Source organism: Mesorhizobium sp. RSR565B (genome assembly GCF_054719465.1).
Genome location: NZ_JBTTIE010000001.1, coordinates 4,318,891 through 4,332,960 on the forward strand (window position 1 = coordinate 4,318,891; position 14,070 = coordinate 4,332,960).

General features: G+C 61.7%; 12 protein-coding genes and 1 pseudogene. 5 read left to right on the forward strand and 8 right to left on the reverse strand.

The genetic code is table 11. The features are described from left to right. Window positions 1–58: 58 nt before the first annotated feature. On the reverse strand, window positions 59–1,039 hold the full coding sequence (gene ftsZ / locus ACYG9R_RS20775) for a cell division protein FtsZ (protein ID WP_023702103.1): 981 nt from the start codon (window positions 1,037–1,039) through the stop codon (window positions 59–61). Between the two features lie 318 nt (window positions 1,040–1,357). After that, a complete protein-coding gene (locus ACYG9R_RS20780) occupies window positions 1,358–2,227 on the reverse strand; it encodes a LysR family transcriptional regulator (protein WP_023668092.1) in 870 nt (289 codons plus the stop codon). A gap of 235 nt (window positions 2,228–2,462) precedes the next feature. Here ACYG9R_RS20780 and ACYG9R_RS20785 point away from each other — a divergent pair, with 235 nt between their 5' ends. Both ACYG9R_RS20785 and ACYG9R_RS20790 read left to right on the forward strand, forming a co-directional pair. Further along, window positions 2,463–2,618 carry a DUF1127 domain-containing protein gene (locus ACYG9R_RS20785; RefSeq protein ID WP_023681184.1) on the forward strand — a complete coding sequence of 52 codons (156 nt, stop codon included), beginning with the start codon at window positions 2,463–2,465 and terminating at the stop codon, window positions 2,616–2,618. A 141-nt stretch (window positions 2,619–2,759) separates the two neighbouring features. Beyond that, a complete protein-coding gene (locus ACYG9R_RS20790; protein ID WP_023824809.1) occupies window positions 2,760–3,830 on the forward strand; it encodes a DUF930 domain-containing protein in 1,071 nt (356 codons plus the stop codon). 87 nt (window positions 3,831–3,917) lie between these two features. Here ACYG9R_RS20790 and ACYG9R_RS20795 read toward each other — a convergent pair whose 3' ends face one another. The 6 genes from ACYG9R_RS20795 to ACYG9R_RS20820 form a co-directional block, all read right to left on the reverse strand. After that, entirely contained in the window at window positions 3,918–4,661 is a 744-nt protein-coding gene (locus tag ACYG9R_RS20795; protein ID WP_023824810.1) for a ribonuclease activity regulator RraA, read from the reverse strand. 23 nt (window positions 4,662–4,684) lie between these two features. Continuing rightward, complete coding sequence (locus ACYG9R_RS20800) at window positions 4,685–5,848, reverse strand: mandelate racemase/muconate lactonizing enzyme family protein (RefSeq protein WP_023824811.1); 1,164 nt, start codon at window positions 5,846–5,848, stop codon at window positions 4,685–4,687. A 31-nt stretch (window positions 5,849–5,879) separates the two neighbouring features. After that, complete coding sequence (locus ACYG9R_RS20805) at window positions 5,880–6,977, reverse strand: ABC transporter ATP-binding protein (RefSeq protein ID WP_023824812.1); 1,098 nt, start codon at window positions 6,975–6,977, stop codon at window positions 5,880–5,882. Between the two features lie 124 nt (window positions 6,978–7,101). Then, a complete protein-coding gene (locus tag ACYG9R_RS20810; RefSeq protein WP_023729478.1) occupies window positions 7,102–7,992 on the reverse strand; it encodes a carbohydrate ABC transporter permease in 891 nt (296 codons plus the stop codon). Continuing rightward, window positions 7,989–8,948, reverse strand: coding sequence for a carbohydrate ABC transporter permease (locus ACYG9R_RS20815; protein WP_023824813.1), 960 nt, complete (start codon window positions 8,946–8,948; stop codon window positions 7,989–7,991). Before ACYG9R_RS20815 ends, ACYG9R_RS20810 begins: the two co-directional genes overlap by 4 nt. Window positions 8,949–9,028: 80 nt before the next feature. Next, complete coding sequence (locus ACYG9R_RS20820) at window positions 9,029–10,507, reverse strand: ABC transporter substrate-binding protein (RefSeq protein WP_023668101.1); 1,479 nt, start codon at window positions 10,505–10,507, stop codon at window positions 9,029–9,031. Window positions 10,508–10,712: 205 nt separating this feature from the next. Between ACYG9R_RS20820 and ACYG9R_RS20825 the strand changes: the two genes are divergently transcribed. The 3 genes and pseudogenes from ACYG9R_RS20825 to ACYG9R_RS20835 all read left to right on the forward strand — a co-directional run bounded on the left by ACYG9R_RS20825 (window position 10,713) and on the right by ACYG9R_RS20835 (window position 14,061). Continuing rightward, the gene (locus ACYG9R_RS20825; protein WP_023739522.1) at window positions 10,713–11,423 is read left to right on the forward strand and encodes a GntR family transcriptional regulator; all 711 of its coding nucleotides are present in this window, start codon (window positions 10,713–10,715) and stop codon (window positions 11,421–11,423) included. A gap of 54 nt (window positions 11,424–11,477) precedes the next feature. Continuing rightward, on the forward strand, window positions 11,478–12,644 hold the full coding sequence (locus tag ACYG9R_RS20830; RefSeq protein ID WP_023681194.1) for a mandelate racemase/muconate lactonizing enzyme family protein: 1,167 nt from the start codon (window positions 11,478–11,480) through the stop codon (window positions 12,642–12,644). A gap of 56 nt (window positions 12,645–12,700) precedes the next feature. Next, window positions 12,701–14,061: pseudogene (locus tag ACYG9R_RS20835) on the forward strand (mandelate racemase/muconate lactonizing enzyme family protein). Window positions 14,062–14,070 lie beyond the last annotated feature (9 nt).

The following is a 14,070-nucleotide window of genomic DNA, read 5'->3' on the forward strand; positions in this document are numbered from 1 at the left end:
GTGGCGAAGCCCATGACCACGGTCCACCAGACTCATAAATCAGCAGCCCGGATCCTGCCTACTGCGGTATCTCCAGGCCCTGCCGCAATCCTGTCGCGACGACTGAGACCCTGAATTTTCCGGCGAGTGCCCGGTCGAATATGGCGCCGACGATGATGTCGGCGTCGGCGTCGACCTCCTCGCGGATGCGGGTGGCGGCCTCATCGACTTCGAACAGCGTCATGTCCATGCCGCCCGAGATCGAGACCAGGACGCCCTTGGCGCCGATCATCGAGGCTTCGTCGAGAAGCGGGTTTGCTATCGCCGCTTCGGCGGCCTTCCTGGCGCGGTCCTCGCCCGTGGCTTCCCCGGTACCCATCATTGCGCGACCCATGTCGCGCATCACCGACTTCACGTCGGCGAAGTCGAGATTGATCAGCCCCTCCTTGACGATGAGATCGGTTATGCAGCCGACGCCGGAATAAAGGACGCGATCAGCCATGGCGAAGGCGTCCGCGAAAGTCGTCTTTGCGTCGGCGATCCTGAAGAGGTTCTGGTTCGGAATAACGATCACGGTATCGGCGCATTCGCGAAGCTGCTCGATGCCCTCTTCGGCGGCTTGCATGCGGCGCTTCCCTTCGAAGGTGAACGGCTTGGTGACGACGGCCACGGTCAGGATGCCGGCTGCCCGTGCAGCGTTCGCTATGACGGGCGCGGCACCGGTTCCAGTTCCGCCTCCCATGCCGGCGGTCACGAAGCACATATGGGTTCCCGCAAGGTGGTCCCTGATCTCGTCGATCGATTCCTCGGCTGCCGCGCGGCCGACCGCGGGCAGCGACCCGGCGCCCAGGCCTTCCGTGACATGGGCACCCAGCTGGATCAGCCGCGATGCTTTCGACATGGTCAGTGCCTGGGCATCGGTGTTGGCGACGATGAACTCCGCACCCTGCAGATTTTCGGCAATCATGTTGTTGACCGCGTTGCCGCCGCCACCGCCCACACCAATGACGGTTATCTTCGGCCGCATTTCCGAGATGACGGGCCTTGCCGCGGTGCTCATCGTCTTGTCTCCTTGGAATTGATCGACAAAAAAGTTCCCGGAACGCGCCGCTTGAACACGCCAGGTGCAAGAATCAGGTTCTATCGCCTTGGCACAGGGAATCAGAGGGTGAACTTTGCGGCAAGACAAGATGTGGGACTTGTACCATATACGCCTGAACGAGCCGACCTTTTGGACGAGTCTCCAGCCAATTTCCGGGATTGGCCCGGCTTCTGGCCAGCGAAAATCCACAATCCGGGATCCAACCCCTTCAAGCTTCACGCGCCCGCCTCACGCGCCAGAACCTTGAGAATCTGGCGGCCGATCGACGCCTGACGCTTAGCGGATCGGCATCTTGCCGCGAAACAACGGCTGATGGGCCCGCATCAGAGCGGCAATCCGGTCGGCAATCTTTCGTACCGGCGGGGAGTGGCGTTCCTCATGGTGGGTGACGATCCACTGGTCGGTTTCGAGTTCTGGGATAGGATGAGCGACGCGAACCAGCCGCGGATCGCTGTCACCGACGAAGCACGGAAAGATCGAAAGGCCGGCGCCTGCGGCCACCAATTCGCGCACTGAATGGGTGTTGTTGCCGCGCACGGCGATGCGATCGCCGTGATGGGCTTGCAGCCAGCGCGCCGAGGCAATGTTTGCCCCTTCGCCGGTGACGCCGACGAACAACCCGGCGGCGATGCCGTTGATCAGGTGGCGTCCGGAATAGATGGCATACGCGACCTTGCCGCTCTGACGGCCGGCCAGCCACTGTTCGGTCGGGCGCTCGCTGCGGATGCCGATATCGGCGGCGCGGCGACCGATGTCGACCCGGTCGGTGGTGGTGACGAGTTCCACCCTGATGCCGTCATCGACGGTCCAGATTTCGCCGATATGGGTGGAAACGAAGGCCGAGGTCCATGGCCCGGCCGAGACGCGGACAATGCGGTCGGGCAGGTTTCCCTCGCGCCAGCGGGTTAGCGACTGCATTGCTGCTTCGACGTCTTCGGCGCGCCGCAGCAGTTCTTCACCGACCGGGGTTAGTCGGTAGCCGGTCTGCTGACGTACGAACAGCGCTTCGCCGATCTGCTTTTCGAGCGCGGTGACGCGTCGTCCGAGTGTGGCTGCGCTGAGGCGCGTGGTTGCCGTCGCCGCGCTCAGGCCACCCAGCCGCGCAACGTCGAGAAACAACCTCAGATCGTCCCAGCCAATATCCATTTTGCAGAAATGAAAAACTCCTTGCGACCGTGGCTGTAGCGCGAAGCGGCCATCACGCGCAAGTATATAGGCATTGGAAGCGCTTGATAATTCTGCCCTGGCGGGAAAATGACAGGCACCTCGGTTGGCCAGGCAGTCAGCGCAATCCGTTCGATCGTGCATACGCTTTGCGCGATTGCTTTGCGTTTTCGACCAATCCAAGAGCGTGGGTATCCCGCTCGCCAAGGAGACGATCATGTTGCATGAACTTCGACACCGTTTCGCCCGCTGGCTTGCCTATCGCCAGACGCTTGCGAGCTTGAGGCGGCTTCCAGACAGCATATTGGCGGATGCGGGCCTTTCTCGCGAAGAGCTCCGCGAGCGTGCCCGCGACGCCAGCCTGCGTCGCTGAGATTGGAGGCGGGCATGCAGAGAATGGAGCCGGCGGCGAGAAGCAATCATGCGTCGTCTCCTCACTGCTGAGCTGCGGCTGAATGCGCCAATACGGTTGCCACGCTTGATGCCGCCGCAGTTTCGCTCCACATCGTGAGGGATGAAGACCGAGACATCCGAGCGGCGGCGGACTTTGCTGTGGGCCTTGCCCGCATCGCTGGTCCTGCATGCGCTCATCACCGCGTTCCTGGTCTATGGCCTGCCCGTTCCTGCCCAGCAGCCGCAGGAGGAGCAACCTATCAATGTCGCACTCGTGCCGCCGCCCGAACCACCAAAGCCGAAACCCGAAGCCAAAAGTCAGCCTGAAAAGAAGGTCGAAAAGTCGGTACCGGACAACCTGCCGTCAGAGAAAGTCCTGAAGCCTGCATTCCAGTTCGGTGACAAAGACACCGGCCCCAGGAAATCGCTGGATGGGAGAAGCGCTCAGGACCAAGCGTCGTCCACCGCCAAGGACAGCGAGCCCAAGCCGGCTGCCACGCCAACCGATGCGGAGAGCAGATCTGAACCGACGCCCGACGCTGCAAAGCCGGCGGAGCCAGCCAGTATCGATGAGAAGCCGGAAGCTGACAAACAGGAGGCGGGAGCTCCTGACGCCGACAGGCACGAATCGGCCGCTGCAACACCTTCGGCTGATGATGGCGGTGAGATCGAGCTTCCTGCGTCGGCTCAGGCGCCTGAGGCCAGACCCGACACTGCACCGAAACCCAGCCAGGCGAAGGCCGCGAAGCCGCCGCGCGCAAAGGCCGCAGAGCCAAACCCCACGGCCAACTCACTAGCGTATGCGGGGCTTCCGGGTGTTCGCAAGCTTTTTTCAAAAGGCGCTACCGGCGATCCCTTCGCAACGAACTCGATGGCCGACGTGCCACGGGGGCAACGCGTAGCCGACCTTTGCTCCAATCTTCTGGGTCAGCAACTGAACGACGCCGCTTATCGCCCCGTATTGCTCCCAAGCATTCCACTAGAGGTCGGCAATCTTCTGGACGCCCCGGATACCGCTTTTCGTACCGCGACGACTTGGTATCATGTGCGCTTTCACTGTGGGATCGACACCAATGCGACGCATGTGACGTCCTTCACCTTCCGTATCGGAGCCGCCGCTTCACCCGAGGAAAGCGTTTTTCTGGATCGGGAGGCCCGTCGGCAGGGTTTTCGAGTGGGACCAGGCATGTAGCCGAAGGCAAGGGTCTCAAAACCCACGTATTGCGGGCAACAATCACCTCTTGAACGGCTGCATGCCGAATGCCGTTGCTGCCGGGCCTCAGCCCTTCACTGGATTGGCCTTGCGCCACTCCTCATATTCGCCGCGGGCATCGTCATGCAGCGGATAGTAGCGCTGCAGCGGTGCGCCCTGCATCAGCTTCTCTCGCGAGAACTCTTCCCAATCGTGATGCTTCCGGGATTCTTCGATCACCTTTGCGGCCATTGCGACGGGAAGCACTACCACCCCGTCGTCGTCTGCGATGATAATGTCGCCAGGGATCACTGTGACACCGCCGCAGGCGATCGGAACGTTGACGGCGTTCGGATAGATGCTGGTTTGCACATGGTAGTTGGGCGTCCAGCCGCGCAGCCATAGCGGCAGATCGAGCTTTTCGACATTCGGCCGGTCGCGCATGCATCCATCGATGACGATGCCCGCGCCGCCTCTGCCCTTGAAGTAGGTCGACATCATATCGCCGAAGACGCCCGAGCTCATGTCACCGCGCGCGTCGACGACGACCACATCGCCTTCCTGCGCGTGGTAGAGCACGTGCCGGTGCAGTTGCGTTTCCGGGTCGGCGTATTCTCCCTCGCTGAAGAGGTCCGGCCGCTGCGGCAGGAACTGCAGCGTCAGCGCCGGCCCGACGATCGACTTCCCATGGTTCTGCGCCACCGGACCGACCATGTGCGGATTGCGGAAACCCATGTGGCCTAGCGTGCCGGCAACCGTCGCGGCGCCGATTTCCCTCAGGGCGTCAATGAGGTCTTTGGGCGGTCGCGTGATGTCAGGGGTATGCGTCATTGTGGACTCCGGATAAAAGGGGACTACCAGTTCGTAACAGACCCGTCGCGGCGCCTGAGGTGAGGCGCTTCCCAGAAACGAAAAGCCTCCGCCTGGACCGCCGCTTCGTTGACCTCGACGCCGAGGCCCGGCAGGTCGCTGACCGGATAGTCGGGACCGTCGAGCCGTGGCTGCACGGGGAAGAAGTCGGAATTGTCGAAGCCCAGCTTCGTCTCGGGTTCCCTGGTCTCGAGCCACGCGAAGTTGGGTACGGCGGCGGCGAGATGCAGGGTCGCGGCCGTGCACACCGGACCAAGCGGATTGTGCGGCATCAGGTCGACATAGTGCGCCTCGCTCCAGCCGGCGACTTTCATCGCCTCGGTGAGCCCGCCGACATTGCAGACATCGAGACGGTTGAACTGATGGATGCCGCGCTCGATGTAGGGCAGGAACTGCCACTTGCTGGCAAATTCCTCGCCGATGGCAAAGGGAATGTCGGTCATCCTGCGCAGGGATTCGTAGGCTTCAGGTGTCTCGTCTCGTATCGGCTCCTCGAGGAAATCCAGCACGCCGCGGCCGAGTTTGTTGCAGAAGCTCGCCGCCTCTGCCACCGACAGCCGATGATGATAGTCGATGCCGAGAACGACGTCGTCGCCAAGCGCCTCGCGCGCCTTGTTCATCATGCTCGCGGTAGCGCCGATCGACTCGCGGGGTTCGAAGATGTCCCTGCTGCTTTGCCCTGCGGGGAAGAAGCGGATCGCCTGCCACCCCCGTGCGCGCAGCTCCCGGGCTCGTTCGATGGCGACGTCGCCCTCGGCCTCGTCTCCGGTCGAGGCGAAGGTGGGGATGCGGTCGCGCTGCTTGCCGCCCAGCAGTTCGTAGACAGGCACCCCCAGCGCCTTGCCCTTGATGTCGTGCAGGGCGACGTCGATGGCGGAAATCGCCGCCTGCAGAACGCGCCCGCCTTCGAAGTACTGGCTGCGATATGTCTCCTGCCAGATCCGCCCGATCTGCATCGGGTCGCGGCCGATGAGAAACTCGCGATAATGCTCGACCGCGCCGGCAACGGCCTTTTCGCGCCCGCTCAAGCCGCTCTCGCCCCAGCCGAAGACGCCTTGGTCGGTCTCGATCTTGACGAGCATCTGATTGCGCGTTCCAACCCACACAGGATAGGGTTTGATCGCGGTGATCTTGAGCTTTTCAGCCATCCCCAACGTTCCCAATGAACCCCGTCTTGTCTCAGCCGGCCTTGAGGGCCAGTTCAGTTTCGCCATCGAACAAATGCAGCCGCTCCTGGTCGAACTCGAGCCAGATCTGCTCGTCAGGTGCGACCGCGATGTTGGGGGACACGCTGATGTTGACGATGGCGTCTGACAGCAACGCCTGCACAAAGGTGACGTCTCCGGTCGGCTCCACTGTATAGGCCTTGGCCGGGACGCTGCCTGGCACCGCGCTCTTGTGCAGCCTGATGGTCGAGTGACGTGCGCCGAGCACGACTTTCCTCGACGTTGCCCCCGCAACCTTCCGGGCGTTGAGCGGCGAGAGCTCAAGGCTCCAGCCCTCCGCGCCGGTCAACGCAGTGTTGCCGTTTGCTGTCGATGCCTCCAGTGGAACAAGGCTCATCGCCGGGCTGCCGATGAAGCTGGCGACGAACATGTTCACCGGATGGGCAAAGACCTGCGCCGGAGAATCGTATTGCAACAGGTAGCCGCCGTTCATCACCGCCATCTTGTCGGCCATGGTCACGGCTTCGAGCTGGTCGTGCGTGACATAGATGATGGTCGCCTTGAGGTCCTGGTGGAAGCGCTTGATCTCCGAGCGCATCTGGACGCGCAGTTTGGCGTCGAGGTTGGAGAGCGGCTCGTCCATGAGGAAAACGGCAGGGTCGCGGACGAGGGCGCGCCCCAAGGCGACACGTTGCTGCTGCCCGCCTGAAAGTTCGCGCGGCTTGCGCTCGAGCAGGTGCGTCATGTCGAGCACGCGCGCCGCTTCCTTGACCTTCCTGTCGATCTCGTCCCTGGGCAGCTTGCGCATCTGCAGCGGGAACGCCAGGTTCTTGTAGACCGATTTCTGCGGGTAGAGCGCGTAGTTCTGGAACACCATCGCGATGTCCCGGTCCTTGGGGTCGAGGTCGTTGACCACGCGGTCGCCGATGACGATGTCGCCCGATGTGACCGGGATCAATCCCGCGACAAGATTGAGCGTGGTTGTCTTGCCGCAGCCCGAAGGGCCGACGAGCGCAACGAACTCGCCGTCATTGACCGTCAGCGAAACGTCGTTGACAGCTTTGAAGCCGCCATAGGTCTTGACGAGATCTCTCAGGACCACGTGGGCCATCGGCAACTCCCTACGGCATGATGCCGAAAAGTGTGAAGCGGTTTTCGGACGACATCATGCTCTATCTCTTTGATTTAGAGGCGGATTCAGATTTGAGGTCGAACAGACCTGAAATCATCCGGCTCTAGTGTTTGACCGCGCCTTCTGTAAGGGCGCGTACGAAGTATCGTTGCAGGAGGAGGAACAGCACCACGACGGGCACGCTCATCATGAAGCTGGCCGCCATCAGGCCCGGAAAGTCCGTCGTATTCTCCGAGAAGAAACGCTGTATGCCGACCGGCAGGGTCAACTGCTCGTTCTTGGAAAGGAAGGTGTAGGCATAGATGTACTCGTTCCAGGCGCCAATGAAGGAATAGATAGCTGTGGCGATGATTCCGGGCGTCGAGAGAGGCATCACGATCAGGATGAAGGCCTGGAACCGGGTCGCCCCATCGATCCGCGCCGCCTGCTCGAGCTGCACCGGAATGTTGTCGTAAAAGCCCTTGAGCAGCCAGATCGCCAGCGGCAGGCCGAAGGTGAGATAGGTGAGAATGAGCGAGCCATGCGTGTTCACCAGCCCGATCGCGCGCATCAGGATGAAGAGCGGCACGAGAAAGATCACCGCCGGGAACATGTTGCGCAAAAGCACGGTGAAGAACAGGAAGTTTCGTCCGGGGAAACGAAAGCGCGAAAAGGCGTAGGCCGCAGGAACGGCCACGATCACCGAAAGGATTGTGGTGACCGTGGACACGTAGAGGCTGTTCCAGAAAAAACGCAGGAAGTCCTGGCCGACGCTGTTTTGCGGATCGAGCAGCTTCTGGTAGCTGGCCAGGGTAGGCTCTTCCGGCCACCATTGCGGCGGGAACTGCATCGCCGCGAAGCCGGACTTGATCGAGGTGATCAGCATCCAGATCATCGGCAACGCGGTGTAAAGCAGCATGAACACGAGGAAGATGCGCCCGGCCCAACGCCATCCGTCGATGCGCATGCGGCGCCGGGCCGGACGTTGAGGGACTGTCTCGACGATCGTGCTCATGCGCTCCCCTCTTTGCGCTCGTTGCCGGCCAGCGCACGGACGTAGAAGTAGCCCAGCACCATCAGCATGAGGAACAGGAGTACCGAATAGGCCGATGCGACACCCCATCGCTGCCGGCCGAAGGCGAGCTCATAAATGTGGGTGATCCAGATGTGCGAAGCGTTCGACGGCCCGCCACCGGTCATGATCCACGGGATGATGAAGGAATTGAAATTGGCCACTGCGAGCAGCAGGATCGTCACCGTCGAGACGTTGCGCAGATGCGGGAAGGTGACGTGCCAGAAACGCTGCCATGCATTGGCCCCGTCGACTTCCGCGGCGCGCAGCAACTGGTCGGGGACCGTCTGCAAACCGGCCATCATCATGATCATGGCAAACGGAAACTCGCGCCAGATATTGACGACGATCAAGGAGGGCAGCACCGTGCTGACGTTGTCGATGAAGTTCGGCGGCCGGTCAGCCAATCCGAGGCCGACCAGCACCGCGCCGATGATGCCGAAGTCCGAATGGTAGATCCACTTCCAGATATAGGAGGCGGCAACCGCGCTGATGACCCAGGGAATGATCAGGATAGCGCGCAGGACACCCCGGCCGATAAACTCGCGGTGGAGGGCCAGCGCGGCGGCAAATCCCAAGGCAAAGGCAACGAAGGTAGATGCGATCGTCCAGATCAGGGTGTTCAAGGTGACTTTCCAGAACACCTGACTGGTCAGGATGGCCGTGTAGTTGTCTAATCCGATGAAGGTCTTGTCGCGGAGCTGCAGGCCAGGCGGCGTCTTAAAGAACGACAGCTCGACCGTGTAGTAGATCGGATAGGCGATGACGATGAGCATCACGGCGATCGCTGGAAGCACGTATGCGTAGTCGGCGCGATGCTCCCAGATATTCCGCAGCACCCCGGAGCTACCGGATTGCAATCTTCGGCGAGCCTCGGCCTTCCCGGTCACGATCGTCACGATGGCGTGCCCTTGTTCTTCGGAGCAAAGCGGCTGCACGCACTATCGGCACAGCCGGTCGGATCGCAGGTCAGCCCGGACTAGAGTCCGTCCATCAGGTTCTTCACCTTCTCGGCCGCGTCGTCCGCTGCCTGGTCGACGGTCATCGCTCCGGTCAGGGCGTTCTGCAGCATGTCCGGGACGATGATATTCATGATCTCGGGGGATTGCGGCAGCGCCGGAAACGGAATGCCGTATGGCAACATCGAGGTCGTGACATCGAGGAACTTGATGTTGTCCAGACGTTCCTTCATCCATTTGGTCTTGAAGCCGTTGAGGTTGCCTGGGTTCGAGCCGGCATACGCCATCTTCAACGACCATTCAGGGCTCGTCCACATGCAGATGATGGCCTTTGCGGCCGGCTCGTCCACCTTGCCGCCCTCGACATATTCGGGCTTCAGGATGTGAATGTTCGAGCCACCAAACACGACCGCCCGCTTGCCGTCGGGGCCGGTCGGAATCAGGCCATAGCGCATGTTGTCGATGACGGTCTGCGCCTTGTCCTTGTCGGCGCCCGTTGCCTTCTTCTGCAGGTCGAGCATGACGTTATAGTCGGACGGGTGCGAGACCATCATGCCGAGTTGGCCGGCGACGAACAGGGGCTGGTTATCGGCCTGCTGGTTGGTGAGGGCCGAAACCGGAACCGACTTGTCGCGAACATACATGTCGTAGGAGGCTTGCAACGCCGCCTTGCTCTGCGGGCTATTGAGCTCGACCTCCTTATAGGTCGGGTTCGCGGAGGCTTCGTCGAAGACACCGCCGCCATAGGCCCATAGCTGCGGCATGAAGCGGTACGGCGTGTTGCCGGCGTTCTTGCGCGCCACGAGGCCGTAGCCGGCAATGCCGAGCTTGTCATGGATCTGCTTGGAATATTTGACGACGTCGTCCCAGGTAGCCGGAGCCTTGTCCGGATCGAGGCCCGCACGCTTGAAAATGTCGGCGTTCCAGATGAACGCCATCGTCTCATTGTTGGTGGGAATGCCGTAGGTCACGCCATCCCAGGTTACCGCCTTCATGGCGCCGGGCCAGAAATCCTCTGTGGGATAGCCCACATCTTCCGGCTTGAGCGGCTGCAGATAACCCTTCGAGGCGAACTCGGTTCCGCCCAGGATTTGCAGGCGGACCGCCATCGGCGCGGCGTTGCCCAGCAGCGCCGTGCGGAATTTGTCGAGAAGGTCGTTGTAGGTGAGGGCCTGATCCTCGAGCTGGATGTTCGGATAGGTCTTGCGGAACGTCTCGAAGAAATCCTTGTAGTACTGACGCAGCAGGTCGGGGTCGCCCTCGAACACGCCCTGATACCAGAACGTCAGTCGCCCTTTGTAGTCGAGCGGGGTGACCTTGCCGCAATCGGCGGCCGTGTCGAAATCCTGTGTGCCGGCGATGGAGCGCACATATTCCGGCGACCACTTGCTCAAATCGACTGGCGGCGAACCCAGCGCCGATCCCGACATGAGCGACGCCATCAAAGCAGTGGCGACAGTGCCGCGCAGGACGGCACCGCCGAGTGTAATCCTCGTCATAGTATCCTCCCAGATTCTCCCATGCCGCTGTGCGCCAAGGGGCTCGTCCGACCGTGCGGGATGCGTCCTTCTGCTCAATGTATCCCTTCGATCATCTGGTACGTTTTCAGATCGTGGATTGCCTGTCAACGCACCCGATCGTACATTGTTTGCAAAACGCGTGTATGATATCGAGCATGCGATGTACTAATCGGGGGAGCCGGCTTTGGCCGAAACAAGTGATTTCAAAGCAGAGCCACCCGTGGGGATTGATCCCATCGGGGCGTCCAGCGAGGGCGCCTCGCTTTATGAGCTGATCCGGGAAGACATCATCGAGGGACGGCTCGCCGCCAACGAACGGCTTGTGGTCACCGATCTCGCCCGGCGTCACGGCACCTCGACCAACCCCGTACGCGAGGCGCTGCAGCTGTTGCGAGGGGAGGGCTTCGTCACCTTTGTCGCCAACCGTGGCGCGCGCGTCCGGCCCATAGACCAGGATTTTGTCCGGGATATCTACGAGATCGGAGTCCTGATCGAGCCGGCCCTGACGCGATGGTTCGTGAACATGGCGACCGGCGAGGACATCGCCGAACTCGAACGCATCCAGGCTCTGATCGAAGAGAACAACTTCACCGACACATTGCGGCACAGTGAACTGGATACCGCCTTCCACACCGTGATGTACCAGCGCCACTACAACCGCCATGCCGCCGAGCTTTGGTGGAAGCATCGCGAAGTGCTGCGAGCCGTGAGCCGGCGTTTCAATTTCACGCTCGCGCGGCGGGCCGCCATTATGCGTGAACACCGCGAGCTCATCGCGCATATCAGAGCGGGAAATGCCGACGAGGCGGCCGAACTCATTTCCCGCCATGTCGAGGGTTCCGGTCGGCACGTCCTCGAACAGATGCGTGCGCGCAATGCCGCTCGGGCCGGATAGAGTTTCCAGCCCAGAACATCATTGGTCCAGCCATCAGACAGAGGTAGTTGAGAGATGAAAATCACGAGCGTTCGGCCGTGGCTGATCAAGTCCGATGCTTCCTATTGGGGAGAGTTCCTGTTCGTCGAGGTGACGACCGACGAAGGGGTGAGTGGCTGGGGGGAAATCACCACCACCACAAGGCTCGCCAACCGCGCGCTGTGCACGATCCTGCGGCAGATCGGTGTTGCCGTCACAGGTGAGGATCCGGCGCGCATCGAGCATCTCTGGCACAAGATTTTCCGCAGCTTCACCTATATGGGCAGCCGCGGCGCCGCAGTCGAATGCGTGAGCGCTATCGACATAGCGCTCTGGGACATTCGCGGCAAAGTTCTAGGCAAGCCGATCTACGAGCTGCTGGGCGGACCGGTGCGCGATGAAATCGCGCTCTATACCCATCCCAACCAGGCCAAGTTTACCAGCAAGGAGGCTGTGGTCCGCGAAATTCGAGACATCGTCGAATCCGGACACACCGGGCTGAAGTTCGATCCTTTCCCCCACCAGGGCCGCATCGCCGATGGCTTGGCGCGCGAACAGCGGGACGGCTACCTCGATGGCAGCATGACCCGCAAGGACGAGCGCGAGGCTGCCGAACTAACGGCTTTGATCCGTGAAACGGCGGGGCCCGATGTCGACATTCTCATCGACGCGCATGGCCGCTTCGACGTCCCCACCGCCATTCGCCTCTGCCGAAGCCTCGAGGAAGCCGGCCAGATCGACTGGTTCGAGGAGCCATGCCCGCCAGAAAGCCTCAATGCTCTCAAGCAAGTGCGTGAGAAGGTCAGTGCCGCCATCTCGTGGGGCGAGCGCGGCCACACCAAATGGGATTTCGTGCCGGTGCTCGAGAACAGGCTTGCGGACTACATCATGCCGGACGTTACCTGGACCGGCGGCATTACCGAACTGAAGAAGATTTCCGCCCTGTGCGAAGCCTACTACATCCCGGTCTCGCCCCATGACGCCGCGGGACCGATCAATGTGGTTGCGGGAGCGCAGGTGATGATGACGGTTCCCAACTTCTACAAGCTCGAAACGTCGGAGTGGAACCTGGACAAATATAATCACCTCATCGACGAGCCACTCGATGTCTCGAACGGCAGCCTCAAGCTGGCGTCGAAGCCGGGTCTCGGTGTCGAGATGAACCGAGACTACCTGCAGGCCCACGAGATAGAGCTTGGCTAGCAACGCTTATGCAGGCCGGGGGTGCGGGGCGCCACCAATCAGAACGAGGATAAGCCATGGCAAAGACGGGTAGCGCCGGCGAGGCGCTCAATCGGGTAAATACGAACTCCAGGCCGAGCGACCTGCGCATCACCGACCTGCGCGTTGCCGAGATCGTCGGCGCGCCGTTCACCTCCGCGCTGGTCAAGATCTACACCAACCAGGGCATTGTCGGCCTGGGCGAAGTGCGCGACGGCGCCAGCGCGACCTATGCGCTGATGCTGAAGAGCCGGTTGCTGGGCGAGAACCCTTGCGACGTCGACCGGCTGTTCCGCCGCATCAAACAATTTGGCGGCCATGGGCGGCAAGGTGGCGGTGTCTCGGCAATCGAGATCGCGCTTTGGGACCTCGCCGGCAAGGCGTATGGCGTGCCGATCTACCAGATGCTGGGAGGACGGTTTCGCGACAAGGTGCGTGTCTATTGCGACACCGACGCGGACAAGCCCAGCGGCACCGAGACCGGAAAGCGGCTCAAGGCGCGGATGGATCTCGGTTTCACCTTCCTCAAGATGGATCTCGGTCTGGCGCAGATTTCGCACATATCGGGCGCAGTGGTGGCGCCGGCCGGCGTGCTCGACGGTTTCCGCAGCCATGCCGCGCGCGCGGTCCGGCACGCACGCTGGACGAGCGCCGGGCGCGTAATGCCGCCTATGACGCGCAAAACGTGCCGCATCCCTTCACCGGCCTCCACTTCACCGAAAAGGGCATCGACCTGCTCGACCAATATATCCACGAGGTCCGCGAGGTGATCGGCTACGAGGTTCCGCTCGCCATCGACCATGTCGGCCACATCTCGCTGCAGGACGGCATCCGTCTGGCCCGGCGGATCGAGAAATACGCACCGGCCTGGCTCGAGGACGTGATCCCCTGGCAGTACACCGAGCAGTATCGGCAGTTGCAGCAGGCGACCTCGGTGCCGATCTGCACGGGTGAGGACATCTACCGCAAGGAAGGCTTCGAGCCGCTGCTCAACGCCGGCATCTCGGTCATCCATCCGGATCTGCTGACCACCGGCGGCATTCTCGAGACCAAGAAGATCGGCGACGCGGCGCAGGAGCATGGCGTCGCCATGGCCATTCACATGGCGGAAAGCCCGATCGCGGCAATGGCCGCCGCGCATGTCGCGGTGGCGACGGAAAACTTCATGGCGCTCGAATATCACAGCGTCGAAGTCGACTGGTGGGACGATATCGTCACCGGCCTGCCCAAGCCGCTGGTCAAGGACGGCTTCATCACCGTGCCCGACAAGCCTGGTCTGGGCATCGACGACATCGTCGACGAAGTGATCAGCCAGCACCTGCAGCCCGGCGTCACCGGCATCTGGCAACCGACCGATCACTGGGACGACGAATACTCCTGGGACCGCACCTGGAGCTGACTCTACACT